19 protein-coding genes are annotated in these 25493 nt (G+C 72.1%); 8 read left to right on the top strand and 11 right to left on the bottom strand.

From position 1 onward, the window contains the following. Nucleotides 1–32 precede the first annotated feature (32 nt). The 3 genes from THESUDRAFT_RS08125 to THESUDRAFT_RS08115 are packed head-to-tail and all read right to left on the bottom strand — an operon-like array spanning nucleotide 33 to nucleotide 3250. Nucleotides 33–890 carry an ABC transporter permease gene (locus THESUDRAFT_RS08125; protein ID WP_006904293.1) on the bottom strand — a complete coding sequence of 286 codons (858 nt, stop codon included), beginning with the start codon at nucleotides 888–890 and terminating at the stop codon, nucleotides 33–35. Further along, on the bottom strand, nucleotides 880–2130 hold the full coding sequence (locus THESUDRAFT_RS08120; RefSeq protein ID WP_006904291.1) for a betaine/proline/choline family ABC transporter ATP-binding protein: 1251 nt from the start codon (nucleotides 2128–2130) through the stop codon (nucleotides 880–882). Before THESUDRAFT_RS08120 ends, THESUDRAFT_RS08125 begins: the two co-directional genes overlap by 11 nt. 1 nt (nucleotide 2131) lies before the next feature. Further along, on the bottom strand, nucleotides 2132–3250 hold the full coding sequence (locus THESUDRAFT_RS08115; protein ID WP_006904290.1) for an ABC transporter substrate-binding protein: 1119 nt from the start codon (nucleotides 3248–3250) through the stop codon (nucleotides 2132–2134). A gap of 652 nt (nucleotides 3251–3902) precedes the next feature. Between THESUDRAFT_RS08115 and THESUDRAFT_RS08110 the strand changes: the two genes are divergently transcribed. Further along, nucleotides 3903–6137 (top strand): S8 family serine peptidase, encoded by a 2235-nt coding sequence (locus THESUDRAFT_RS08110; RefSeq protein ID WP_006904289.1) that lies wholly within the window; start codon nucleotides 3903–3905, stop codon nucleotides 6135–6137. 295 nt (nucleotides 6138–6432) lie between these two features. Here the strand turns inward: THESUDRAFT_RS08110 and bshB2 are convergent, their stop codons facing one another. The 3 genes from bshB2 to THESUDRAFT_RS08095 form a co-directional block, all read right to left on the bottom strand. Further along, nucleotides 6433–7662, bottom strand: coding sequence for a bacillithiol biosynthesis deacetylase BshB2 (bshB2, locus tag THESUDRAFT_RS08105; RefSeq protein ID WP_006904288.1), 1230 nt, complete (start codon nucleotides 7660–7662; stop codon nucleotides 6433–6435). A gap of 112 nt (nucleotides 7663–7774) precedes the next feature. Continuing rightward, nucleotides 7775–8965 carry an EamA family transporter gene (locus THESUDRAFT_RS15065; protein WP_006904286.1) on the bottom strand — a complete coding sequence of 397 codons (1191 nt, stop codon included), beginning with the start codon at nucleotides 8963–8965 and terminating at the stop codon, nucleotides 7775–7777. 150 nt (nucleotides 8966–9115) lie between these two features. Next, nucleotides 9116–10423, bottom strand: a complete 1308-nt coding sequence (locus tag THESUDRAFT_RS08095; RefSeq protein WP_006904285.1) for a helix-turn-helix domain-containing protein — start codon at nucleotides 10421–10423, stop codon at nucleotides 9116–9118. 148 nt (nucleotides 10424–10571) lie between these two features. Between THESUDRAFT_RS08095 and THESUDRAFT_RS13740 the strand changes: the two genes are divergently transcribed. After that, a complete protein-coding gene (locus THESUDRAFT_RS13740) occupies nucleotides 10572–10826 on the top strand; it encodes a hypothetical protein (protein WP_169328715.1) in 255 nt (84 codons plus the stop codon). Nucleotides 10827–11567: 741 nt separating this feature from the next. Here the strand turns inward: THESUDRAFT_RS13740 and THESUDRAFT_RS08080 are convergent. Next, nucleotides 11568–11999 (bottom strand): Fur family transcriptional regulator, encoded by a 432-nt coding sequence (locus THESUDRAFT_RS08080; RefSeq protein WP_006904281.1) that lies wholly within the window; start codon nucleotides 11997–11999, stop codon nucleotides 11568–11570. A gap of 573 nt (nucleotides 12000–12572) precedes the next feature. Here THESUDRAFT_RS08080 and THESUDRAFT_RS08075 point away from each other — a divergent pair. From THESUDRAFT_RS08075 to THESUDRAFT_RS08060, 4 genes are all read left to right on the top strand, one after another. Next, a complete protein-coding gene (locus THESUDRAFT_RS08075) occupies nucleotides 12573–13322 on the top strand; it encodes a metal ABC transporter ATP-binding protein (RefSeq protein ID WP_242823291.1) in 750 nt (249 codons plus the stop codon). A 217-nt stretch (nucleotides 13323–13539) separates the two neighbouring features. Then, nucleotides 13540–14397, top strand: coding sequence for a metal ABC transporter permease (locus tag THESUDRAFT_RS08070; RefSeq protein WP_006904278.1), 858 nt, complete (start codon nucleotides 13540–13542; stop codon nucleotides 14395–14397). Between the two features lie 205 nt (nucleotides 14398–14602). Then, nucleotides 14603–15766, top strand: coding sequence for a metal ABC transporter solute-binding protein, Zn/Mn family (locus tag THESUDRAFT_RS08065; RefSeq protein WP_242823290.1), 1164 nt, complete (start codon nucleotides 14603–14605; stop codon nucleotides 15764–15766). Nucleotides 15767–16013: 247 nt separating this feature from the next. Beyond that, complete coding sequence (locus tag THESUDRAFT_RS08060; RefSeq protein WP_006904276.1) at nucleotides 16014–17312, top strand: MFS transporter; 1299 nt, start codon at nucleotides 16014–16016, stop codon at nucleotides 17310–17312. A gap of 187 nt (nucleotides 17313–17499) precedes the next feature. Here THESUDRAFT_RS08060 and THESUDRAFT_RS08055 read toward each other — a convergent pair whose 3' ends face one another. The 4 genes from THESUDRAFT_RS08055 to THESUDRAFT_RS08045 form a co-directional block, all read right to left on the bottom strand. After that, complete coding sequence (locus tag THESUDRAFT_RS08055) at nucleotides 17500–17718, bottom strand: hypothetical protein (RefSeq protein WP_040826407.1); 219 nt, start codon at nucleotides 17716–17718, stop codon at nucleotides 17500–17502. A gap of 72 nt (nucleotides 17719–17790) precedes the next feature. Continuing rightward, entirely contained in the window at nucleotides 17791–19110 is a 1320-nt protein-coding gene (locus THESUDRAFT_RS13485; protein WP_156821769.1) for a hypothetical protein, read from the bottom strand. 575 nt (nucleotides 19111–19685) lie between these two features. Further along, on the bottom strand, nucleotides 19686–20147 hold the full coding sequence (locus THESUDRAFT_RS08050) for an Hsp20/alpha crystallin family protein (RefSeq protein WP_242823377.1): 462 nt from the start codon (nucleotides 20145–20147) through the stop codon (nucleotides 19686–19688). A 48-nt stretch (nucleotides 20148–20195) separates the two neighbouring features. Continuing rightward, nucleotides 20196–21965 (bottom strand): ABC-ATPase domain-containing protein, encoded by a 1770-nt coding sequence (locus THESUDRAFT_RS08045; RefSeq protein WP_006904272.1) that lies wholly within the window; start codon nucleotides 21963–21965, stop codon nucleotides 20196–20198. A gap of 111 nt (nucleotides 21966–22076) precedes the next feature. On the opposite strand from THESUDRAFT_RS08045, the gene THESUDRAFT_RS08040 reads away from it, so the two are divergent. Both THESUDRAFT_RS08040 and THESUDRAFT_RS12405 read left to right on the top strand, forming a co-directional pair. Continuing rightward, nucleotides 22077–22550, top strand: coding sequence for an acetamidase/formamidase family protein (locus tag THESUDRAFT_RS08040; RefSeq protein ID WP_006904271.1), 474 nt, complete (start codon nucleotides 22077–22079; stop codon nucleotides 22548–22550). 263 nt (nucleotides 22551–22813) lie between these two features. Further along, the gene (locus THESUDRAFT_RS12405; RefSeq protein WP_006904270.1) at nucleotides 22814–25435 is read left to right on the top strand and encodes a S9 family peptidase; all 2622 of its coding nucleotides are present in this window, start codon (nucleotides 22814–22816) and stop codon (nucleotides 25433–25435) included. Nucleotides 25436–25493 lie beyond the last annotated feature (58 nt).

Below are 25493 nucleotides of genomic sequence, written 5' to 3'. Positions count from 1 at the left end.
TTCCGTCGCCCGCCGGTCGGGCGTTGCCCGTTTCAGCCGGTGCGGGGCACCTGCCAGCGCCGGGCCAGTCCCTGGGACAGCCGGTCCATCACGATGGCCAGGGCCACGATGGTGAAGCCCGATTCGAACCCCGCGCCGGGGTCGACCCGCTGGATGGCCCGCATCACGGCCTCGCCCACGCCCCCTGCGCCGACCATGCTGGCGATCACCACCATGGCCAGGGCCATCATGGTGGTCTGGTTGATCCCGGCCATGATGCTGGGCAGGGCCAGGGGCAGCCGGACCTGGGCCAGCAGCTGCCAGCGGGTGGCGCCGAAGGCCCGGGCCGCTTCCTGCACGTCGGCGGGTACCTGCCGGATGCCCAGGTCGACCAGCCGCGCCACGGGCGGCAGGGCGTAGACCACCGTGGCCAGCGTCCCGGGGACCGGTCCCAGGGCTTGAAACAGCATCATCACCGGGATCAGGTACACGAAGCTGGGCATGGTCTGCATGGCGTCCAGGACGGGAATCACCAGGGCGTGGACCCGGCACGACTCGGCCATAGCGATGCCCAGGGGCAGGCCGATGGCCACCGCCAGCGCCACGGCCACGATCACCATGGCCAGGGTCTCGATGGCCGCCTCCCAGTAGCCGAAGGCGCCGATGGCCAGCATCAGGGCCGCCAGGGTGAGGGCGGTCAGGGGCCGCCGGGTGATGGCCCAGCCGGCCAGCAGCACCCCGCCGATCCATACCCACCAGGGCACGGCCAGAAGGCCGGCTTCGATGGTGTTCAGCGAGCGGGTGATGGCCACGGAGATGCCGTGGAAGAACCCGCCACCGCGGTCCACCAGCCAGGCCAGGCCGTGCTGGATCCACGGCGCCACGTGGAATTCCAGCGCTTCAGGGAACAAGGTCCGATCCCCTCCGGCCCGGACCCCAGCCGGCCTTTCCTGCCTCCAGGGTGGGCGAGAGCAGGGTGTCCGCCAGGGGTTCCGCCAGCCCGCCCGCGGCCGGTTCGGCTGCCACGGCCCGGAAGGATTCCCCGGCGGCCCACCGCGGCTCGCCGGCGGCCGCGGGAAGGGTATCCGGCACGGCGGCCCGCAGGGGTCCCGCCGCCAGGGCGGCCGCCTCCCGCACGTCCCGGACGAACCGGCGGACGTAGTCGTCGGCAGGAGCCTGGATGATCTCCCGGGGCCTCCCGACCTGGACGATGCGCCCCGCCCGCATGATGGCCAGCCGGTCGCCCAGGCGCAGGGCTTCCTGCAGGTCGTGGGTGATGAAGACGATGGTCTTGTGCAGCTCCTCCTGCAGGCGCAGCAGCTCGTCCTGCAGCTCCCGCCGGATCAGGGGGTCCAGGCCGCTGAACGGTTCGTCCATCAAAAGCAGGTCGGCGTCCCGGGCCAGGGCGCGGGCGATGCCCACCCGCTGGCGCATGCCGCCCGACAGGGCGGCCGGGTAGCGGCCGGCCCACTTCTCCAGGCCCACCCGGGCCAGGGCCTCCCGGGCCCGCTCCACCTGCACCGGGCGGGGCTCGCCCCGCAGGCGCAGGCCGAAGGCCACGTTCTCCAGCACCGTCCGGTGGGGGAGCAGGCCGTAGTGCTGGAAGACCATGGCCACCCGGGTGCGGCGGAAGGCCGTGAGCTGGCGGGCGTACATGGCGGTGACGTCCTCGCCGTCGAAGAGGATGCGGCCCGCCGTGGGCTCGACCAGGCGGAGCAGGCAGCGGACCAGGGTCGACTTCCCGCTGCCGGAGAGACCCATCACCACGAAGATCTCGCCGCGCCGGACGCGAAAGCTGGCTTCCCGCACGGCCACCACCGCGCCCCGCGCCTCCGCCCGGGCCACGGCCTCGGGATCATGGACATCGATGTCCTTGTCCCGGCGGGCGAAGATCTTCCAGAGGTCCTGGACGGCCAGCAGCACGGGGCTCGGGGTGGCGGCTTCATCCCGGCCCGGGCGGCCGCGGCCCCGATGGCCGGTGGTGGCGTCGGGGCGGGCCGGTCCGGGCCCCCGGCCTCCCAACCCGGCATCGGAGCGGGAAGACCCCGGTTCGCGGTTACCGGACCCGCCGCCCGGGCGGGATGGGGCCGGCCCCCGGCCGCCGGGCCCGCCGCCCGCCCGGCCCGTTCCTCCGGTCGGAGATGCCGTCACGTCAGTTCACCTCCTCCAGGGCCTGCTTCACCCGCTGGTGCACCTCCGCGGGCACCCACTGTTCCCAGTCGTGATAGGTCTTGAGGAACCAGTGGGCCGCGCCGGCGGGGTCGCCGCCCTGTTCTTCCATGTAGGCCAGGGCCGCCGCCGTCTGGTCCAGGGTGGTCTCGTACTTCTTGAGGAACTCGACGACGTCCGGCGCCATGTCCTGCAGGCGGCTGTTGGCCGCCACCAGGACCTGGCTGGGCGGGTAGGCACAGGCCTTGCCGGAGTTCCAGCACTCCTCACTGTAGGCCGGTTCTTCCAGCCGGATCAGCTCGTACTTGCCGGTGATCCAGGTGGGCTCCCAGTAGTAGCCCACCCACGGCTTGCCCTGCCGGTAGGCGGTGGTGATGGACGTGTTGAGACCCGCTTCCGAACCGGGGTTGAAGGCGGTGAAGTGGTCGTCCAGGCCGTAGGCCTTGAGCTTCTGGGCGTTGATGTCCGAGCAGACCCAGCCCGTCGGGCAGTTGTAGAACCGGCCCTTGCCGGGCTCGGAGGGATCCTCGAAGAGCTGCCAGTAGCGCTCCAGGTCCTGTACCGAGCGCAGATCCGGCGCCATGGGCTCGATGCCGCGCTCGGGGTCGCCCTTGATGACATACGCGGGCACGTACCAGCCCTGGGGGGACTCGGGGTAGTTCTGGCCCAGGTCCAGCACCTTGCCCGAATCCAGGGCCTTCTGCCAGGCTTCGCGGATGTTGTCCGGCCACATCTCCATGGTGATGTGGACGCTGCCGTCCTGCAGGCCCTGGAGGATCGGGATGGTGTCGCCAAACTTGTAGTCCACGGGGTAGCCGTAGCCGTGCTCGATGATGAAGCCCGCGATGCGGTTGTGCACCTGCACGCTGTCCCAGCTGAAGTCGCCGAAGACCAGGGTGGGTTTGTCGCCGGCAGCGGCACCCCCGCCGTTGCCGTCCCCGGCGGCCGGTGGGGCGTCACCGGTGTTGCCGCTGCCGCGGGCGCCGTTGCCGCACGCTGCAGTGAAGAGAAACAGGACCAGGGTCAACAGGGACAGGGCCCACGTTCGGACCCGCGGGGCGCGCCGGCGGCCGTCCGCCGCCCGCCATGCCGCGGTGTTCACGCAACGACCTCCCTCCGCGGCAGGCCGCGGGGACGCGGGGGAAGGAACACGACGGGTGCTTCCGGGGTGGTGGAACCCCGCCGCAAGGGGGAAAGAGCAGGCAGGATGTGGCGTACATGCCAACGCCCGCGTGCCTACGGGGTTAGCTGGCGGGCTCGGGCCGGGCTGCCCTATCCCGGAGTCGCCGCGGTGGCCCGCGCGGTGGACCCTACCGCCCGCCGCCTGGCGCCGTTCAGCGGGCGCCGTGCCGCTTGGGCAGGGGTTCCAACGCTGGCCGGGCCGCGGCGGCCGGGAATTCGCCCCAAAGACGGTTCCCCCGCGCCCCCGGAGGGGGCTTCGGCCTGCCAGATTGGATTTGTGTTGCCAATATTATAAGAATGCTGCGGTCTTGTGCAAGGTCAAAAATGTCATTCAAAGCGGAGGCGGACAGGCCCGGCGGAGGCAGGGGCACAATCAAACGCGGCGGCGGGGGCGGGAGCAAGCTCGCCGGGGGCGATCTGTTCGGCGCCGCCTGGCAGGAACTGGCTCGGCCGCCCCGAATTGTTCTTGCACCTCTTGTACGTCTTGAGGTGGACGATCCCCGCATCGTCCCCCAGCCCAGCGCGGCCGGGCGGGCGGGTCGGGCCCCATACCGTCCCCGGGAGGGATGTGCATGGAGCGGTGGAGGCGTTACGTGCCCGCGTTGCTGGCAGGGCTCCTGATCCTGGCCCTGGCCGGCAACGTGGCGGCAGGGGTCGCGGCGGATCCCCGTCACGACTTCACGGAGGAGGGCGGGCAGCCGGCGGTTGGCGGCACGGGGTACGCCATCGTGGAGCTGGTCGACCCGCCGGCCGCTTCGTATACGGGCGGCATCGGCAAGCTGAAGGCCACCAAGCCTGCCCCGGGCAAGAAGCTGGACGCCAACAGCCGGGATGTGCAGGCGTATGTGCAATACCTGCGCGACCGGCACGAGCAGATCAAGGCGGCGATGCGGTCGGCCGCCCCCAAGGCCCGGGTGGTGCGGGAGTTCTTCCTGACGGGCAACGCCCTGGTGGTGGAGTTGAACGGCCACAATCCGGGCCAGCTGGCGGGGATCCGGGGCGTCAAGCGGGTGAGCGAGAGCTGGCTCTACCGGCCCGCCATGAACGTCAGCGCCGGGTTGACCGGGGCCGGTGCCCTCTGGACCAAGCTGGGCGACGGCCAGATGGACCAGGGCCGGGCCCGCGCGGGCGAGGGCATCAAGGTGGGGGTCATCGATTCGGGGATCGACCGGACCCACCCCTTCTTCCGGTGCAAGGACTACGACGGCGACGGGGACGTGGACGAGCAGGACATCCCGTCGAAGGTGTACGCCAGCGGCGTCGCGGGCGATCCCTCCCAGGTGCTGGTGAGCGACCACGGCACCCACGTGGCCGGGACCATCGCCGGCTGCGTGACGACCCTGCAGCAGGGGCCGGTTCGGGACACCTTGAGCGGCATCGCACCGGCGGCCCGGCTGTACGACTACAACGTGTTCCCCGGCTTCGGCGCCGGCTGGGTGGCCTACGGGGGCTCGGCCTTCAGCCACGACATCGCCGCCGCCCTGGAAGATGCGGTGCGGGACGGCATGGACGTGGTCAACATGAGCCTGGGCGGCGGGGTCCAGGGGCCCCACGACTACCTGGCCGAGGCGGTCAACGCGGCCGTGGACGCCGGCGTGGTGGTGGTGGTGGCGGCCGGCAACTCGGGGCCGGGCGACATGACGGTGGAATCGCCGGGCAGCGCCGCGCGGGCCATCACCGTGGGGGCGACCACCAACGCCCATTACATCGGCATCCCGGTCAGCGCCGGGGGGCGTGACTTCGGCGCCGCCACGGGCGACTTCTCACCCTTCGGCAGGGTGACCTCGCCCTACGCACTGGCCCGGGACGGCTCGGCACGGCCCGAGGAAGCCTGCTACCCGCTGGTGAACGGGGCGGAGGTGCGGGGCAAGATCGCCCTCGTGAAGCGCGGCAGCTGCACCTTCACCACCAAGGTGCGCAATGCCGAAGCCGCCGGTGCCACGGGGGTGCTGATCATCAACAACGTGGCGGGTGATCCCGTCGCCCCGGGGAGCGACGGGACGGCGCCGGCACCCACCATCCCTGCCGCCATGGTGTCCATGGCCGACGGCCAGTTCCTGATCGACCTGCTGGCTGCCGATCCCCAGGCCACGGTGACCATCGACGGGACGGTGGAGACGGAGATCCGCACCGGCTCTGGCGACATCCTGGCTGGGTTCTCGTCCCGTGGTCCCACGCCCTACACGTACCTGATCAAGCCCGATGTCACGGCGCCGGGGGTCAACATCTACTCGTCGGTCTTCGACGGCCAGTGGGCCATGTTCCAGGGGACCAGCATGGCCACGCCCCATGTGGCGGGTGCGGCCGCCCTGCTGCTCCAGCTGCACCCCGGCTGGTCGCCCGCCGACGTCAAGTCGGCCCTGGTCAACACGGCGGCCCGCGTGGTCAAGGACCCGGTGAAGGCCATGTATGATCCCGGCGTGCTGGCCCGCGGGGGCGGGCGGATCGACCTGACCCGGCATGCCACTCCGCTCACCCTGGACCCGGTCAGCGTGAGCTTCGGCTACTTCAACGGCAACGCACCGGTCAGAGGCCGCCAGGACATCACCCTGCACAACGTCAGCAGCTCCACCCAGACCTGCACGGTCACGGTGGTTCGGGATGCGGCCGACCCGGCCGTCACCGTGTCGGCGGAGCAGGTCACCCTGGCGGCGGGCGCCACCGCGACCCTGACGGTGAGCATGGAGGGTGGCCGCAGCGACCGGCTGCCCAGTGGCGACTATGACGGCGAGCTGGTCCTGGACTGCGGCGGCAAGGTGATGCGGGCACCCTGGTGGCTGCGGGTGAACCGTGAGGCCAAGCCGTAAGGACCGGGACCCCCGCCGGGGCCGTGAAGGCGGCGGACCCGCACTCGGGACGGGGGCGGCACTCCGAGGTCCCCGGGTGGCCGCCGCGAAGGCCTGAGGCTGAGGAGCAAGGAGGCGCCCAATGGGCGCCTCCTTGCTTTCCTGGGTGGCCGGCACGGGGCTTTGCTGGGTGGCCGCCACGGGCCGGCCGGTTCTTCCGTCGTGGGGGGCCGCCAGCACTGGGTTGTGGGGTCCCGGCCGGTTCCTGCCGGGAGAGGTGAGATCAGGGTCCGAGGCCGGGGCCAGGGACGGGCCTTCAGGAATCGCCCTGGGCGCTGGCCGGCTCCCCGCCCTTCCGGCCGGCGGGGCCGGGCCAGTAGACCCAGAAGGTCTCTTCGGTGAAGAGCCGGGCGAAGCGCCGGGCCATCTCCGGGTCCTGTTCCATGCGCTCCTCCCAGCCGTAGGTCTGGGAGCGGTGGGCCCGGAAGGCCGCCTCCTTCTGGGGCCGGACCGCCTCCACCGGGACGGTGACCAGGGGCAGGCCGGGGTCGGCATCGCGCACCGGGCCGCGCACGCACAGCAGGCGCGGCCGTTGGGCCGGGGGGATGCCCATGACGGCCTCCACGGTGGCGGCGCCGGTGGCGTTGTGGTCGGGGTGCCCGCCCAGCTTCGGGTGGAAGGTGATGACGGTGGTCGCGCCCGTTTCCTCGAGAATCCCCCGAATCCGGGCGGCCAGCCGGCTGCGGTCCTGAAACTCCACGGTCTTGTCCCAGACCCCCAGGACCCGGACGTCGCCGACGCCCACGGCGGCCATGGCCTGCCGCAGTTCGCCGATGCGCAGGGGCCCCAGCCCTTCCCGCGTGGCCAGGGGCGGCTGGCCGACCCGGCGGCCCATCTGCCCGGCGGTGACCGAGACCATGGTCACGGGGATGCGCTGCCGCACGGCCAGGGCCATGGTGCCCGCGGCACCGAAGGACTCGTCGTCAGGATGGGCCAGGACCACCACCAGATGCCGGTCCCAGGGGGCCGGGACCGGTGCGGGCACCGGTTCGGCCGGCGGGCCGGCGGCGATGGTGGCACCGCCATCCCTTGCAGACGGTGCCTCCGGTGCGCTCCGGCCCGCAGGGACGGTGCGGCCCGCCGGCACCCCCTCCGGGGCGGTAGGGGAAGCCGGTTCCACCCCCCCTTCACCGGCGGGGACGGCATCCCCGGGGGTGGCCAGGGGGAACGGGCTCCGGCTCAGTTCCAGGACCACCGTCAGCCGTCCCTCGTCGTCGTGCCCCTCCAGGATCAGCCGCCCCGGTTCTTCCTGCCAGTGGGTCAGCCCCTCGGCGTAGACCCACCCGCCGGCCACCCGCAGCCCGGCCCGGAAGGGGCCGGCACCGCGCAGGGCGGCGTCCTCCAACTGGACCTGCACGTTTCGGGCGAAGGCGCCGAATCCGCCCCGGGTGTAGGCCCCGTGGGTCGTCTCCAGGTGCAGGTAGACCGGTGCTCCCACAAAAGCTTGCAAAGCCCGCTGGACGCGGGCCGGTTCGATGGCCTCCATCGCTGCGCCTCCTGGCGTGGTGTGCGCTGGTGTGCGGCCGGCGAGCGTGCACCACCGGCCGGCTTGCGAACCCGTTGCAAACCGCCAAGACATGAATGCAGTCTAATGCAGTTTAACCCTTCGCCAGCAGGCGCGCCTCTCCCTGCGCAGCGGGGCCGGGCACCACGTCCACCGGGGCGCGGCGGCCCACGGCCACCACGGCCGCCACCGCCAGGGCCGCCAGCACCGTGATGCCGCCCACCGGCTCACCCAGGCCCACCCTGGCGGCCAGCAGGGTCAGGAAGGGCTGCAGCAGCTGGAGCTGGCTGGTGCGGGCCACGCCGGCCAGGGCCATGGCCCGGTACCACAGGACGAACCCGGCCAGCTGGGTCACCCCGGTGATGTACATCCACGCCAGCCAGGCGAGGACCGCCTTGTCCCAGGGCACCGGTGCGGGGGAGGGGAGGACCCCGCCGGCGGCTGCAGCCGGACCTGCCGGCGGTCCTGCCGCCGGTCCTGGTACCGGTCCTGCTGGCGGTCCGGCCACCGGCCCTGCGGCGCCGGCGGCGCCGGGGAGGGCGGTCATGACGGCCGTGGCGGCCAGGGTGACGGGCAGGGCCACCCACAACCCCCAGGCGATGGGGAGGAACCCGCCGTGGCGGCGGGCCAGGCGGCCGCCTGCGGCGTGGCCGGCGGCCGCCGCCACGATGGCCGCCAGCATCCAAAGGTCGGCCGGCCGGGGCTTGCCGGCGCCCATGTAGACCGCAAATCCCGTGACCACTCCACTGCCCGCCAGTGCGGCCATCCAGAAGCGGCCCGACGGGCGCTCCCCGGCCCGCCACGTGGCGAAGCCCGAGGTTAGCAGGGGGAGCAGGCCCAGGAGCACGGCGCCGTGGGCGGACGGAAGGCGGGTCAGGGCCAGGGTAGAAAACCATGGAAATACGGTGACGGTGCCGAAGGCCACCAGCAGCACCCCCGGCCAGTCGTCCCGGGGCGGCCACACCGGCCCCCAGGGTTTGCGGCCGCCGGGGCATTGCCGGGCCGTCCCAGGATTCGGGGTGTTCCGGGCCTTCCGCCGGTGGCCGGGACTCCGGCCCGTCAGGATCCCGGCCGCCAGGGCGGCCAGCACCGCGGCGCCCGCGGCCCGGCCGGGTCCCACCAGCCCCGGCGGCAGGACCTCGAGGGCCAGCCGGGTGGCGGGCAGCGTCAGGCTGAAAAGGGCGACGGCCAGAAGGCCGAGGGTTGCTCCGAGCAGGCCCTGGCGCGAGTCCGGCTGCCGGGGCGGGTGGCCGGTCGTGGGGGCGGGAGTCGAGGCCGCGGGCACGGGATCTTCACCCTTCGGGCGGCCGGGGTGCCGGCCGCTACCGCACCATACGCCGGGGCGGCCCGGATGGTGCGGCCACGCTTGCCGGGGCGGCGGGGCCGCCCGAGGCGGGTGCGGCCTGCCTTCCCGGTCCGGGCGGCATGGCGCCCCTTAGCCAAGCGCCCGCAGGTCCCGGACCACGCCGTCCAGGGTCCGGGCAGTGGCGGGGTCGAGCGCCGCCAGGGCCTGCGCCTCCACGTCCATGGCGCTGAGATAGAGCCGGGCCTGCAACGCCTGCCGGGCCCGGCTGCGGGCCGCGCGGGCCAGGGTCAGGGCCCGCCGGTACCGGCCGGCCGCCAGTTCCAGGGAAGCCAGGTCCGTCAGGGCGCTGGCGATCCCGTCGGCCCGCCCCGCCCGCCGGTAGGCCCGCAGGCAGTCGAGCAGCCGCCGGCGGCCTGCCCGGAAGGCCCCTTGCCGGATCTGCACCAGGGCCAGGTCGTGGTGGGCCAGGAGGAGCCGTTCGGGGTCCCGTCCTCGGTACAGGCGGATGGCCCGCTCCAGGTGGTAGGCCGCCAGGTCCAGCCGGCCCAGGGCACAGCAGCAGCAGCCGAGACCGTGATGGCAAGCCGCCACCAGGCTGCGCGGCAGGCCCCGTACCGGTACCGGCACCGGAAGCGCCACCGGCGGCGGGGCGGTCCGTGCAAGAGGGCCGGCCGGTCCGGTCCAGTCCCGCGGCGCGGCGGGCTCCGCGGCACACCCGGCGGGAGCCGCGGTTGCGCCCGCCGGCCCGGTTCCTCCGGCACCGGCCGGCCCCCCGGGCAGGCCCACGGCATAGGCAGCGGCGGCCTCCTCGTACGCCCCCTGGCGGAACAGGGTGCTGCCGAGGGCCACGTGGGCGCGGACCCGGTCGGCCGGGCGGCTGGCCGCCGCCGCGGCCAGCCGGAAGGCCTCCGCGGCCACGGCCAGTTCCTCCCGCTGGAAGGCCAGCTTGCCCCGGGTGTAGTGGAGACGGAAGGCCGTCCCGGGCGGGCAGCGGTCCAGGGGGACGCGGGGCAGCAGCTGGAGGGCGGCAAACAGGTGCTGGCCGGCGTCGTCCGGCCGGTTCCCGGAGGCCAGGGCGTAGGCCAGCTCCACGTGCACCGCCAGAAGGAGTGGCGAGTCGTCCTCGTGCTGGAGCAGTTCGAGGGCCAGGCGATAGGACTCCACGGCCTCGGCGTACCGCCGGCGGCCGGCATACCGGCGGGCCCGCCGGACGTAGTCATGGATCACCCGGCTGCGGGTGAAGGCGTCTTCATCACCCAGGAAGTAGGCCACGGGTTTGCCGAGGCGGCCGGCCAGAAGCTGCAGGGTCGGCAGCGGCGGCACCACCTCGTTGGCCTCGATGCGGCTGATGTACGAGCGGTCGAAGAGTCCGGCGGCCAGCTGTTCCTGGGTCATGCCCAGCTCGCGGCGCCGGGCACGGATACGGTCGCCGATCATGGGCGGCCCTCCCTTCGCGATGCGGCGGCGGCCGGATCGCACCGTGCAGCCCGTGGCGTTCACGCCCGTGAGGGGCCGGCACGCCGTGGACAGGCGGCCCTGCCTCATCATGGACATCGATACTCCCGCTGTGGCGGAGGGTGAGGACATGATCAGGGTTCGGTGGCTGGCGGCGACAACCCTGTTGACATGTCTGACATGGTGGGCGGTGGCCGGAGCCGGCTTGGCGGGCCGGGCGGTCGCTCCAGGTGCCGGGTGGGGCGGCCCGGAGGGACCTGGGGCCGGGCGCGGGCACCGATCCCCCGGTGCGGAACTGCGGGCCGACCTCATGGGGCCCGGCATCCCTGACATGTGGCGGCTGGCCGACCTGATGGGACCCGGGGTTCCGGACATGTGGAGCTAGGTCTGCCCACCCCAAGGCCCCCCTGAGCGGCGGCGGTGCGCTGGCACCGCCGCCGCGGCTTTTAGGCGGGCTCCGGCGCGCATCCTAACGGCAGGCAGGAAAACGGAGGGATGCGCCATGGCCGGTGAAAGGTTGAACGGGCATAGCCGGCCGGGCGGTGCCGGTCGGGCGGGAGCCGAACCCGGCCGCGCGGCGGCCGGCACCCGCGGCACCGGCAAGGCCGAGGGGGAGGAGGAGCCCGCCGGGGTCCCGGACGGCGGTGAGCGCGAAGGGGTGGCATCGGGGGGAGGCGGTGCCGGCGGCGCCGTGTGGAATGCGGTGCAGGCGCCGCTGCATGAGATCGTCGACCTGGCCCGGGACCTGGAACGGCATCTGGAAGGCGCCCACGGGGCGCGGGCCCACCGGTTGCGCCAGCTGGCGGAGGAAGTGGTGGCAAGGCTCCGTCCCGGCGAGGCGTGGGATCCGGCAGGGAGAACAGCGGGCGGGAACCGCCGGCCGGAGAAGGCCCAGAGCCGCGCGGGATCCGGCGTTGCACACAGGGGCTTCGGGGCTGCGGGCCTGCCCGGCGGGACCAGGCCGGTTCGGGGCCGGCGCCGGGCGGGGCCGGCGCGGGGCCGGAGCCGGCGCGGGGCCGGAGCCGGGCGGGGCAGGGGCGGTTCAGGGCCGGGGCGGCTCGGGACTGGTGCGGGCGCCGTTCGGGACCGGGGCCGGGGCGGTTCCCCGCCGGCCCGTTGCCTCAGGTCATCCTGCCTTCTGGCAGCGGCTGCAGTAGCCGTACACCTCGAAGGCGTGCCCGAGCACGCGGAAACCGGGGTCCTGGGACGGCACGGCCTGCAGGGTCGCCGTCGGGCACCACTCCACACAGAAGGAGCGGCCGCAGGCCACGCAGACGAAATGGTGGTGGTGGCGGTCGTCCCCCTGGTACTCGAAGCGGGTGCCGTCCCGCCCCTGCAGGTTGACGGGGCTGATCAAGCCGCAGCGGGTCAGCACGGTCAGGTTGCGGTAGACGGTGTCCACGCTCACCCGGGGGTGGCGGGCGCGAACGGCGTCGGTCACCTCCCGGGCCGTGACGGGACGACCCGCCCGCATCACCGCTTTGAGGATCTCCATCCGCTGGGGCGTCACCTTCAGCCCCCGCTCCCTGAGCCGCTGTACCGCCCGCTGCAGGTTCACGCCGGTTCCCTGCCTTCGCTACCTAAAATGACATGATGGTCAGGCGGCGATCCGGGCCCCTCCCGCCGGGTTTACGGGGCAACACCGGCGGGTATGCCGCCGGGGCTGGACTCTGTCCCGGGGAAGGTGGCCATGGCCGCGTACTGTCCGGAATATTCAGAATAAGCTGATCCTTTCTCCAATCTAACCTGCTACCTTCGTTGTGTCAAAACCGAGGGACAACGGCCTGAGAACATGGGGCCGTGGGCGCGGGTGGGCCACTGCCGGCCGCCACGGCCGGGGGCTCGCCCGCTCGCGGCGCACCGTGCCGTGCCCGGCAGCAGGACCAACCCTTGACAGGCTGCCCGGCGCCCATCTATTACTAGATAGGAATATTCCGATTCAGCTGCGGGGGGCACCCGTAGCGGAAGGCAGGTCCAGGACATGCCGGATACGGAGCGGTCCGCGACACCATGCAAAGGCCTCGGCGGGACGAACCCGGGGGCGGGGGCCGGGCGGGGTGCTTCCGCTCGCGGTGCTGCCGCCCGGACCGGTTCGTCCGCACCGGCGCCGGCCGGCGAGGCGGCCCCGGTGGTGGTGGAACTCGAGGCGATCCATTTCGCCTACGGTACAGAACCTGTGCTGGAGAACGTGTCGCTGGTGGTGCGGCGGGGCGAGTTTCTCGGCCTGGTGGGACCCAACGGTTCGGGGAAGACCACCCTCTTGCGCATCCTGCTGGGCCTTCAGGCGCCCACCCGGGGGCGGGTGCGCCTCTTCGGCGAGGACATCGCCGCCTTTCGCCAGTGGTGGCGGGTGGGCTACGTCCCCCAGCGCCCGGCGGCCCTGGCCGGGGGCTTCCCCGCCACGGTGGAGGAAGTGGTGGCCACCGGGCTAGCGGCGGGTGGCCGTGGCCGGGCCGGCTCCGGCAGGAGCCCCGCCGGACCGCCACCGCCCCGCTCCCCCCGGGAGGCCCTGGCCCTGGTGGGGATGGAGCACCTGGCCCACCGGCCCATCGGCCGGCTGTCCGGCGGGCAGCAGCAGCGGGTCTTCCTGGCCCGGGCCCTGGTCAGCCGCCCGGAGCTTCTGGTGCTGGACGAACCCCTGGAGGGGGTGGATGCGGCCACCCAGGAGCGGTTCTACGGTCTGGTGCGGCGGCTGCGGGAGCAGGAGGGGCTGACGGCCATCATGGTGTCCCATGACATCGGCGTCGTCAGTACCGAGGTCAGCACCCTGGCCTGCCTCAACCGGCGCCTGTTCTTCCACGGGGCGCCGGAAAGGCTGGAACCCGGTGCCATGGCGGAGCTGTACGGCTTCCCGGTGACCACCGTCGACCACCGCCATTAGGCGGTGGCCCAGCGACGGTGGCCCAGGGTCATGGGCCGGCCGGCGCCGCCGGCCGGCGGGCCGCTGGACATCGGCGGCGGCCGGGGCCCAGCGGCCCGGGCCGGCTGCGACGCCCCTAAATGGCGAGCCGGAGCCTCCACGGCGCTCCGGACCCGCGGGTCGGGGCGCTGCCGGCGCTCCGTGCACAACGAGAGGGCAGTGCCGAATCCAGGAGGAGGTGGCCGGGCTGACCGGCCTGGTGGGGATGGTTCAGAGTCTGGCGGCGATGTTTCAGTACGACTTCATGGTCCGCGCCCTGGCGGCCGGGACCCTGGTGGGCCTGCTGGCGCCGGTGGTCGGGCTCTTCCTTGTGCTGCGGCGCCTCTCGCTGATGGGCGATGCCCTGGCCCACGTGGCCCTGGCGGGGCTGGCCGGGGGGCTCTGGCTGGGGGTGTACCCCACCGGCGCGGCCCTGGGCCTGGCGGCCGCGGCCGGCGCGGCCATGGAGGCCTTGCGCGCCCGGTACCGGCGCCACGGCGAGCTGGCCGTGGCCATCACCCTGTCGACGGCGGTCGCCCTGGCGGCCGTGTTCTTCAGCCTGGGAGGGACGGCGGGCCTGGATCTCTTCGCCTACCTGTTCGGCAGCGTGCTGACCGTCGCCCCGGCGGACGTGACGCTGATCGGCGCCCTGACCGTGGTGGTGCTGGCGGTGGTGGCCGCGCTCTACCGGGACCTGCTGGCCGTCACCCTGGACGAGCAACTGGCGCAGGTGGCGGGCCTGCCCGTGGGCGCGCTGAACGCCCTCTTCACCATGATGGCGGCGGCCGGGGTGGCGGCCAGCATGCGGGTGGTGGGCGTGCTGCTGGTCTCGTCCCTAATGGTCCTGCCCGTGGCGGCCAGCCTGCAGGTGGCCCGGAGCTTTCGCGGGGCGCTGGGGCTCGCCGTGGTCTTCGCCCAGGCCGCCGTCTGGGTGGGGCTCAGCACGGCCTACTGGATGAACCTGCCCCCCGGCGCCACGGTGGTGCTGGCGGCGGTGGTGGTGCTGCTGGGCACCCTGGTGGCCAGGCGGGTCTGGCCCGAGCTGGGGCCGGCGTGAAGCGGCAGGTTGCGGTGGAAGGGAGCTGGCCGAAGGGATGAGGGAATGGTTCGACCGGCGAAGGATGGCCAGGCAAGGCCCGGCCCGCCGGCCCCGTCTTCCGGAATGGGAGGAGCCTGCCCGGAGGCGGCGGCCCGCCGGCTCCGGCGGGATCCCGCCTTCCGATCCGGACCGGCCCTCCGGGGCGGCCCGGCGGCCAGGGGAGGTGCCCGCAGCGAGAGGTGCCCGGCGGGGCCGGGGGCAGCGCCTCCTGCTGGCGGCACTTCTCCTGATCCTGGTGGTGGCGGCGGGCTGTGGAAGGCCGCAGGGGCCGGCCGGGTCCCAGGGCGACGGCGGAGAGGCCGGTGCGGCGGGGGACCGGCTGCCGGTGGCGGTGACGTTCTACCCCCTGGAGTTCATGACCCGGTTCATCGGTGGCGACCGGGTGGCGGTCACGCCCCTGATCCCGGCGGGGGCCGACGCCCACCACTGGGAACCGCGGCCGGCCGACGTCCGGGCCGTGGCGGCGGCGCGGGTCTTCATTTACAACGGGGCGGGGCTTGAGCCCTGGGTGCCCCGCCTGCTGGCGGCCGCCGGCCGGTCCGACCTGGTCCGGGTCGAGGCGACGGCGGGGCTTCCCCTGGTGCCTGCCGGAACGGCCACCGCGGTGCTGGACGGCGGCGTTGCCGAACCCGGTGCGGGCGGGGCCGGTGAGGGCGGCCGCGGCGGGGATGCGGGCGGCGAAACCGCCGGCCATGGCGACCATGGTACCCACGAGGAGGGCCGTGCCGCCCCGGGCGACGACCACGGCGACGCCCATGGCCGGCCGGGGGCTGGGGGCGAGCCGTTGCCCGGCGGCGCACCCGACCCCCACGTCTGGCTGGATCCGGCCCTGGCCGCCCAGCAGGCGCAGGCCATCGCCCGGGGCCTGGCCCAGGCCGATCCTCAGCACCGGGCGGAGTACCTGCGGCGGGGCGAGGAACTGGCCGGCCGCCTGAACGATCTGGCCGCCGGTTACCGCCGGCTGGGTACCTGCCCGCGGCGGGAACTGGTGATCACCCACGCCTTCCTGACCTACCCCGCCCATCGCTACGGCTTGGTGCAGGTGCCCCTCTACGGGCTGTCGGCGGAGAGCGAGCCGGGCCCGCGGCAGCTGGCGGCGGTGGCCGCGTTCATCCGGCAGCGGCGGGTGCCTTACATCCTGGTCGAACCCGGCCGCACCGGCGGGGCGGCTGCAACCCTGGCCAGGGAGACCGGGGCCCAGCTGCTGGAGATTCATCCCCTGGAGGCGCTGACGAGCGCCGACCGCCAGGCGGGCCGCGACTTTCTCGACCTGCTGCAGCAAAACCTGGTGAGCCTGCGGCAGGCGCTGGGGTGTGCCGGCAGCTAGCGCCGCGCCGGCCGCCGCCGCGTGCCTGCCGCCAGCGCCGCACCGGCTGCTGCCGCTGCACCGGAGCCAGCGCGGCAACGGCGGTCGGGACCGCACCACCCAGGGGCGGTCCGAAAGCGGGCAGGGCCGGCAGGGAATATCCTTCGGGTCGCGAAGTACCGTCCAACTCGCGGCGCCGCGCCGGTCCCGGCCGTGGCGGGCAGCAGCCCGGCGGCGGGCCCGAAGGTGTTGCAGGGGAGGCGAGGGCATGTTGAAGGGTGCGCTGGGGTATCTGGTGCTCCTGAGCCTTGCCCACCTGGTGACCGACCTGAACCAGGGCGGCATGCCCGCCCTGCTGCCCCAGGTGAAGGAGAGCTACGGCCTCACCTACGCTCAGCTCGGCGTCGTCATGCTGGTGCTCAACATCACCTCCTCGCTCATCCAGCCGGTCTTCGGATACTGGAGCGACAAGCGGCCCCAGGGGTGGCTGGTGGTGGCGGGACCCCTGCTGGCGGCGCTGGGGTTGGGGCTGGTGGGATACGCCCGCAGCTATGAGGGCGTGCTGCTGGCGGCCATCCTGTGCGGTATCGGCATCGCCCTCTTCCACCCCGAGGGGGCGCGGGCGGCCCGGGGCGTGTCGGGAGGCCAGCGCGCCACGGCCATGTCGATCTTTTCCGTGGGCGGCAACCTGGGGTTTGCCCTGGGGCCTGTGGCGGCTGCGATGGTCGTTGGCCTGTGGGGGCCCGAGGGGCTGGGATGGCTGGTCCTGCCGGCCGTGGTGCTGGCTGCGGCCATGGTGGCCGCCCTGCCCGGGATGAAGCGGCTGGAGCAGGAGGCCGCCCTGCACGAGGCGGCCCGGCGGGCGGCAGCCGCGGCGGGACCCGCCGGCAACCGCCATGGGGCGCCCGCCGGAGATCGGCAGGGCCACCCCCAGCCGCCTCAGGACGGACCATCCGTAGCCGGGGAGACCAACTGGCTGGCCGAACTGCTGCTCATCGGGGTGGTCGGCACCCGCTCGTGGCTGCAGTTCGGCGTCCTCACCCTGATGCCGTTCCTGTACCTGGAAAAGGCGGGGCCGGATGGGGTATCCACCGGCGTTCTGCTTTTCGTCTTTCTCGTCGCGGGGGCGGTGGGGACCCTGGTGGGTGGGCCCCTGGCGGACCGCATCGGCACCCGGAGGGTGCTGCTCGGTTCCATGGCCGTGCTGATCCCGCTGCACTGGGGCCTGGTGCACGGGCCGGCGTGGGCCACCCTGCCGCTGCTGGCGGCCACCGGATTCGCCCTGGTGGCCACCTTCAGCATCACCCTGGTGATGAGCCAGGACTTCATGCCGCGCTACGTGGCGGTGGCCTCGGGGCTCAACACCGGCTTCTCCATCGGCCTCGGTGGCATCGGCGCGGCGGCCCTGGGCGCCCTGGCGGACCGGTGGGGCCTAGAGACGACCCTGTCCGCCATGGTGCTGCTGCCGGTCATCGGACTCTTGCTGACCCTCCTGGTGCCGGTGCCCGAGCGGGACCGGCGGCAGCAGTTGGAGGCTGCGGGCCGGCCGCGGCCGGCGGAGACGTAAGGGCCGGCCGGCATCCGGGGCGCGCGAACCGCCGGGAGCCGGCGGAAGCGGCTGGGAGCGGTGTGACCACGAGCGGCCCGGTCGGGACGGTCCGGCGCGGGGCGTCCGGACCGCCTTGCGCCCCTTCCCGGACGGGATTAGACATGATGGTGACGCCTCGCCGTGGCCGGTGCTGCCGGCCACGGCGTCACTCCTCCCACCGCGTGCGCCACACAAGGATGATCGACACGACGAGTGCCAAAATCGCTTCGATAACGCCACGGGAGGCGTGGTAACTCTGACCGCCTGTCCCAAATGGAAACATGTAAACGACGGCTCCGGGTTCGAGCTTTGCAGACACCAAGGCCACGAAGATCAGATGGAAGACAAGGACGAGAATTATGGTCAACGCCCACTTGGGCGACATGATCGCGCCTCCTGTGGTACCCGACGGGGAGGCCATGCGATGATGGCCTCCCCTATGGGTACCTTGAATAGGCTAGCCGCCGTAGTAGTAGAGGATTGTCGATGGATACCTCGTTGTCTTGTAGTACAGTGTCGTGCTTAAGTCATCATAATCCGCGTAGATCGGAACCGTCCACTGCGCCTGGATGTAACGCTGCGATCTCGCCCCGGTACCGTACGCATTCTGAACGATGGCTTGAAAATACATGCCTACATCTGGAAGGTAGCGATCCGTGTACGAATACTGCGCCAGCTTAGTCCATTGATTTGGGTCCTGTTGGCTAAATACGTATACTTCATCAGGCTTTACTGGCTGTGTGCAGCAGAGCGTAAGGCTCCAGGATACAGAGGCAACCATGTAACCAAGTCCGAGCGATATGCTTACGTTACTATCCAACACAGACTTCGGCTTGAAGTAGCCGTTATACCAACCCTTTAGAAGGACGTCGCCCTTGGTGGATCCGTCTCCATAGGCTTTTATTTTGACTTTGACGGGGTCTGCGTATTTGCCAAGGACATACGGAGAATCTTCACTCACATAGAATGCACAATTGGATGCCGTCCACTTTCTCAACACCTCGAGCTTGTGGTTGAAGTCGGAGGCGCCTCGGTAAATGTCAGACGGGCCGTTGGCATAAGCCTGGAACCGGATCCAATACTCCAACCAGCAGCCGGAATTCGGCGGGCCTGTCATATAACGACCCTCGGAGTACGATTGGATGTCGTTGTCCTGTACCGCGGCCATGCCTACGCTGCTAGTCGGGCCGCTGAAGGGCTTGAACAGCTTGGGCTGCCAATAATCGCTGCCAAACTGGCCGCGGTTCAAATGGACCTTAAGCAGGTTAGCCAGTTCCGAGCTCCTGCTCTTACCCGTTAGCTCTGTTTCGAGCAACGTGACTTCACGAGTTCCAGTGCGTTGGAGATATAGGAACAGCATGGGGCCCCTGGCAGTAGTGTTCACCAGCCGTGCGGCAGGATCGGGGTTGTAACGGAGAGCAAGATGTAGAACGGAGAAGTTGCCCGAAAGATCCTGAGCAGTGGCCACCTTGTCGACCGGTTTGCCCAGGCGGGACGCATAGAATTCGCCGCTGAGTTCGAATGGATATGACGTGCCTCCATAGCTGACTGTGCCGGCCACAGTAAAACGGTTGTGGTCAACAGTTAATCGTGAGATGGATACCGTCGAGCGAACTGTTGGGCCTCCCCACATAGTGTCTGGGACATTGAGGTACGTAACGGCCTCCATGATATCGCCTGTAGCACCGGCGGAAGCGGGAGTACCGAGGGTGACCAAGGTTGCTAAGAGGATGAGCGCAATTGACGTGAATCGGCGAAAGCGAACATATCGGTCCACCTACAGCACCTCCTGTGTTTGCTACACCCGACCAGGCGCCTAGCCGTAGTCGGCCATGGACAGACCATACGCTCCAGCGGGGAACCCGGGTGCATGTGGCACACCACTCGCCGACGAAGAGCGCTCGCGAGTAGCTGGAAACCGTAAGGGGCTTCACCTCCCCCCCCTATGGAGGGAAGAGACCGGATGTTGTGACGGCCTTCTACGCCAAAGAAGAAACTCCTTCCTGAAATGGTCCTAAAATGGGTCGACAGGATTCGACAGGAAGTGCGGCTCGTTCCGGCCTCCTTGCGCCAGCTGCCGGCGTCGGTTCACGCGAAGATTCGGGCGGTATGTATCGACCCGAAGGAAGGCTGGCGGTGCGCGGCGGCGCATGTCTTGCCCGGCGTCCGCGCAACGCGAAGAAGGTGGCTCGGGGAATCGATGACGCGTGTGCCCATGGGAGAGCCGGCGCGAGGGCCGGGGCGCCGCCATGGAGGGCGCCCCGGCTGCCCCGATCCCTGCCGGCGCCGGCTCGCGAGGTCAAGGCCGGGGCTTGCGGCGACGCCGGCGCTCGCGAGTGCGACGCCCTCACGCTACGCCTTGGCGACCGGCACGCGCCGCCCGCGCCCCTGGCTCTGCAGCTTCGGGATCTCGACCCGCAGCACGCCGTTCCGGCAGCGGGCCTGCGCCCCCTCGGGGTTGACCCGCTCCGGCAGCGGCACCACCCGGTGGAACCGGCCGAAGCGCCGCTCCATCAGATAGTACCCGTCGCCCTCGTTGCGGGTCTCGCGCCGGGTCTCGGAGCGGATCACCACCCGGTCTTCGTAGACGTCCAGCTGGATGTCCTCCGGCTCGACCCCGGGCATCTCCGCTTCAACGACCACCTTGTCCCCGGTGTCGGTGACGTCGACGGACGGGCGCTGGCCCAAGGCCCAGTCCGCCTCGCCATCCAAAGCGCGCCAGAAGTCCCACGGGCGCCAGAACATCTCACGCCAGCTGCCCAGGCCGCGGCCGGCGGGCGCGGGCCACGACCAGCGGTCCAGGTCGGTGCGCATCCCCACGCGGACCACCTCCTGTCCATCGGTGCAGGCGGGCCGTTCCCGCTAGGAAGTATGTCCGCGGGAGTCCTCGCCAACCGCCGGCCCGCGCACCTCCACCCGCAGGGAACGCAGGCGGTTGATGGCCGCTCCCACCTCGAACAGCCGCGGCAGGGCCAGGTCGCCCGCCGGGGTGGGGAAGGGGGAGACGCGGTCCAGGCCGTGTTCGTCCAGCTCGGCGTACAGGGCCTCCAGAGCCTCCCGCAGGGTGCGCCGGCCGTCCAGGTAGCGGCCTGTCATGTACCGGATCATGGCGCCCACCGCCCGGGTCTGGGAGGGGTCCACCAGCTGCTCGACGGCGCTCAGATCGATCTCCTCGAAGCCGAAGGTGATCTCGTCGGTGCCGTGGGCGCGGATCTTGACCTTGTTGCCCCGGCGCGGATCGAGGCTCGAGGGCAGGGGGACCCGCTCGGGGACGGGCGGGAAGGGGCCGGGGTCTTCCGCGATGCGGCCCGTGGGGAAGCGGGCCGCCACCTCCCGGGCCTCGGCCGTGGCGTCCTGGGCCCGGTAGGCATCCATCCGGATCACCGTGTCGGCCACGTCCAGGTAGTCGCCGGCGCCACCCACCACCAGGATGCTGGAGACGCCCCGGTCGCGGTAGAGCGCCCGCACCCGGTCGATGAAGGGCGTGATGGGTTCGCGGTCCTTGCTGACCAGGGCCTGCATGCGCCGGTCGCGGATCATGAAGTTCGTCGCGCTGGTGTCCTCGTCGATGAGCAGGACCCGGGCGCCCAGCTCCAGGGCCTCCATGATGTTGGCCGCCTGGCTGGTGCTGCCCGAGGCTTCCTCGGTGGAGAAGCGCCGGGTGTCGGCGTCGAAGGGCAGGTTGCGGATGAACGGGCTGATGTCGACCTGCTCGATGCGGCGGCCGTCTTCGGCGCGGATCTTGACCGCGGTCGGGTCCGTCACCACCAGTTCCCGGCCGTCGCCGGGGATGTGGTCGTAGACGCCCCGGGCCAGGGCCCGCAGCAGCGTCGACTTGCCGTGATAGCCCCCGCCCACGATCAGCGTCACGCCCTGGGGGATGCCCAGGCCCCGCACCTTGCCCCGGTGGGGGGTGTCCAGCTCCACGGCCAGGGAATCGGGCGCGGTGAAGGGGATCACCCGCGGCCCGCGCAGGGGGCGGTCGCTGACCCCGCTTTCCCGGGGCAGGATGGAGCCGTCGCCCACGAAGGCGACCAGCCGGCGCTCGGCTAGGGCGGCCCGCAGGGCCGCCTGGTCTTCGGTCACGGCGATGTGGCGCTCCAGGTCCCGCTGGTCGGCGGCTTTCAGCACCAGGGACCCTTCCACCAGCCGGGGGATGTCCACGCAGAGCATCTCCACCGCCTGCCGGCCCAGGATGCGCCGGCCCGCTGCGGGCAGGCCTGCGAAGAAGCGTACCTCCACCCGCCCGGGGAAGACCACGCAGGCGGTGCGGGGCAGGATCTCCTGGCCCGGGCGGTCGACGGTGATGAGGCCGCTCTTGCCGCTGCCGCGGCGGGCAGCGGCCATGCCCGTGGCGCGGTGGAACCGGCGCAGCAGCCAGTCCGCGGTGGCGGTGCGGCGAAGGGCCGTGGTGGCGGCCCAGTCCGGCAGCTGCATGCGCGCCGGCGCCATGATGACGCGAAGCCGCGAGGGGGCGGCGAAAGGGTCGCCCTGTACGTGGTCGATGGCCAGGGTGAAGGCACCGAAGTCGTAGGTTCCGGCGATGTCCTTGTAGACCGGATAGGGCCGGCCGTCGATGCGGGCCAGCAGCTGGCGCAGATCGTCACGGGAGCGGGTTGGGTTCGGGTGCACCGGTGTCAACCTCCGGTCGACGTCGTCGTTCCGTCGGCACGATCATCTCGAGGCTGGGGTTGCCCTCGCCCTGATGATGTTACCCGTTCCAGTGGCCGGGCGGCCAGCCGCATGGCCTGCACTCTGTGCGCCCGCGGCGGGGTGGGTGGGGGCGGCGCTATCGAGATGGCGGGCTGGATCGAGCTCCACGTGGACCTGATTAAGGACGGGATGAACAAATACGGCATACGGCACCCGCTGTTCGAGCCAAGCCCCATCGAGCCCCGGTTCACGCGCTACCTCGTCTTCGAGGGGTATTCGGTGGACGAAGAGGGGGAGCAGTACTATCTCGATCCCCACGTTGCCTATCGCCGAGCGTGCTTAGAAGCGGTCCAGTACTTGAAGGGGTTCGGGTATACCGGCGAAGAGGCCTACACCATCCTGGGTGCCGCGCCGGTTGAAGGACGCATCAGCGCCATCGTCGACATCCCGAACGCTTGCTGCACCTTGTGGCTGCCCACCGACATCTTCGAGTTCGACATCCGGCCCAACGCCCAGGGGCCGGTCCCCCGGGTCCAAGGCGGGCGGCTGGCCCGGGCCCACTGAAGGCGCGGGCCAACTCAAAAAGGTGGTTCAAAGCCCCATCACGCAGGGGTACCGAGGCGGGAACCCGGGCCATCGTCCCCATGGCTCGGGTTCCCGCCCGGCCCTTTTGCCGCCGGTGGTCAAAGGGTTCCGGGATGGGGACGCGAAACCTCCCCGATGGGGCCGTCCCGCGACAGGACGCCCCGTGACGTGGGATGCCCCCGGCCTGCGGCGCTCGACGGCCCTGGCACCCCACGGCAACGCCTGACCGCCGAGGTGACACCATGACAAACGGCACCGATACGGCCAACGGCTTCAGGGTGGACCACCCCCGCGCCCAGGGGGTGGCGAGGGACCGGCAGGAGAGGGAGGCCGGGCGCCGTCCCGTCACCTCCCGGGACCTGCTGGACCTCCGCTTCGCCGGCGACCCGCGCCTGGCGCCCGGCGGGGACCGGGTGGTGTGGGTCGAGCGCTGGATCGACGCCGATCGCAACCAGTACCGGTCGAACCTGTACGCGGCCCCGGCCTCCGGTGACGGCGTGCCGGCACCGCTGACCACCGGTCCGGGCAGCGACCGGGCGCCGCGCTGGTCGCCCGACGGCCGCTGGCTGGCCTTCCTGTCCGACCGGCCCCTGCCGCCCGACGCCCGCCCCCGCCGCCGGGACGAACCGGCCGCGAGCGGCGGGGGGGCGGGCGCGGCGACCCCGGCTGCCCGGCCCGGCCGGGGCGGCGAGGACAAGCCCCGGCCCCAGCTCTACGTGCTGCCATCCGGTGGCGGCGAAGCCCGCCTGCTCACCCTCTTCAAGCAAGGGAGCGGGCCGGCCGTCTGGTCACCCGACGGCCGGTACGTGGCCACCATCGTGCAGGTTCATCCCGAGCGGGGGCTGGAGGCGTCCGGCGATCCTGAACCCGGTGAAGGCGACCCCTACCGGCGGTTCAACCGCGACGTGAAGGTGGTGCGGCGCCTCCGCTACAAGCTGGACGGGGTGGGTTACTTCACCGAGCACCGCCACCATGTGGTGGTCCTGGACCTGGGACCGGATGGCGCCCACCTGGCGGCGCCGGGTGGCTCGGAGCCGCCGGGCGATGGCGGGAACGGAGCCGCCCGCGATGCCGGCACCGGTGGCCCGGGCGGCAAGGGTGCCGCCGCCGCAGCCGCGGTCCCCGGTGCGGAGGCCCACCCCGCGGCCCTGGTCCCCCTGGCCCGCGTCACCGCCGGTGAGTACGACGTGCGGGCCGTGGCCTGGATGCCCTCGGGGCGGGAGCTGGTGGTGGTGACGAACCCGCACCCCGACGCCGACCGCCAGCCTTGGACCGACGTCTACGTGGTGTCCCTGCCGGCGACCGGCCCGGAGGGCGAGGCCGGCGGCGGCTCCCGCGCCGGGGCCGCAGCCGGGGCCGCCACGCGGCTGCCCCTCGACCTCTCCCGCGACCCGCTGCCGGCGGGCGTCCGCAAGCTGACCAGCTCGGATATCGACGTCTACGAAGCCCTGCCGTCCCCCGACGGGCGCTGGATCGCCGTGCGCGGCCAGGACGCCCGCCGCTACCGGGCCTACAGCAACACCCACCTGTATCTGATCGCCGCCGACGGCAGCCAGCGGCGGTGCCTGACCGCCGAGGCCGACCTGACGGTGGGTGACGAGAGCGTCAACGACGTGGTGGGCGAGGCGGGGGCGACCCTGGCCTGGGCTCCCGACGGGTCGGGGCTCTACGCCCTGGTGAGCCGCCGCGGGGAGGTGCAGCTCTACTGGTTCGGCGTCGACGGCACCATCCGGCCCCTGACGGGCGGCCCCCAGGTGCTGCGGGGCATCAGCCTGGACCGGGAGGGGCGGCGCTGCGCCTACCTGCGGCTGACGGCCACCGATCCCGGGGAGATCTGGGTGGCCGATCTCCCTGCCCTGGACGAACCGGCGGCGGCCCCGCCTGCCGCGGCAGCCCGGGACGCGACCTCCGCCGGCCCGGGCGCCTCCGCCGCGGGAGCGGCGGCATGGCAGGGCGCGGCCCGCAACGGGCACCCCGTCCTGACCGGCCGGCGCCTCTCCCGGGCCAACGACGGCTGGCTGGCCCGGATTCAGGTGGTGGAACCCGAGCACTTCACCTTCGAATCCGACGGCAACGTGCTGGACGGTTGGCTGATCCGGCCCGTGGGCTTCGAGCCGGGGAAGAAGTACCCGGCCATCCTCCAGATCCACGGCGGCCCCATGGCGATGTACGGATACGCCTTCTTCCACGAGTTCCAGTTGCTGGCGGCCCGGGGCTACGCCGTGTTCTACACCAACCCGCGGGGCAGCCAGGGTTACGGCCAGGCCTTCTGCGCGGCCATCCGCGGCGACTGGGGCAACCGGGACTACCGGGACCTGATGACCTTCGTCGACGCGGTGCTGGAGCGGTACGACTTCATCGACCGCCAGCGGCTGGGGGTGGCGGGCGGAAGCTACGGGGGCTACATGACCAACTGGATCGTCACCCACACCGACCGCTTCCGGGCGGGGGTCACCATGCGCTGCGTGGCCAACGAGCACAGCTTCTTCGGCACCAGCGACATCGGCTTCTATGACCTCTTCGACCTGGACCTGCCGCCGTGGGAGGACCCGCTGCGGTATCTGGAGATGTCGCCCATCCACCACATCGCCCGGTGCAAGACGCCGCTGCTGGTGATGCATGCGGAGATGGACCTGCGCTGCCCCATCGAGCAGGCGGAGCAGATCTACACGGCCCTCAAGGTCCTGGGGGTGCCCACGGAGTTCGTCCGCTTCCCCGACGAGAGCCACGGCCTGAGCCGGGGCGGCCAGCCGTGGCACCGGGTCTACCGCCTGGACCGGATTGTGGACTGGTTCGACCGCTACCTCAAGCCCGAACCGGCCCCCGCGGCAGGCCGGGCGGAGGAACGGGCCGCCCCCCGTTGAGACGCGGCACGGCCGGGAAGGGGGATGGGCGGGGAGCGGACCGGCGGCCCCGCTGCCT

Origin of the sequence: Thermaerobacter subterraneus DSM 13965, assembly GCF_000183545.2 — a bacterium.
Taxonomy (GTDB): domain Bacteria; phylum Bacillota; class Sulfobacillia; order Thermaerobacterales; family Thermaerobacteraceae; genus Thermaerobacter; species Thermaerobacter subterraneus.
The sequence above is the reverse complement of the archived record's forward strand: the minus strand, read 5'-3'. Positions and strand labels throughout refer to the sequence as shown.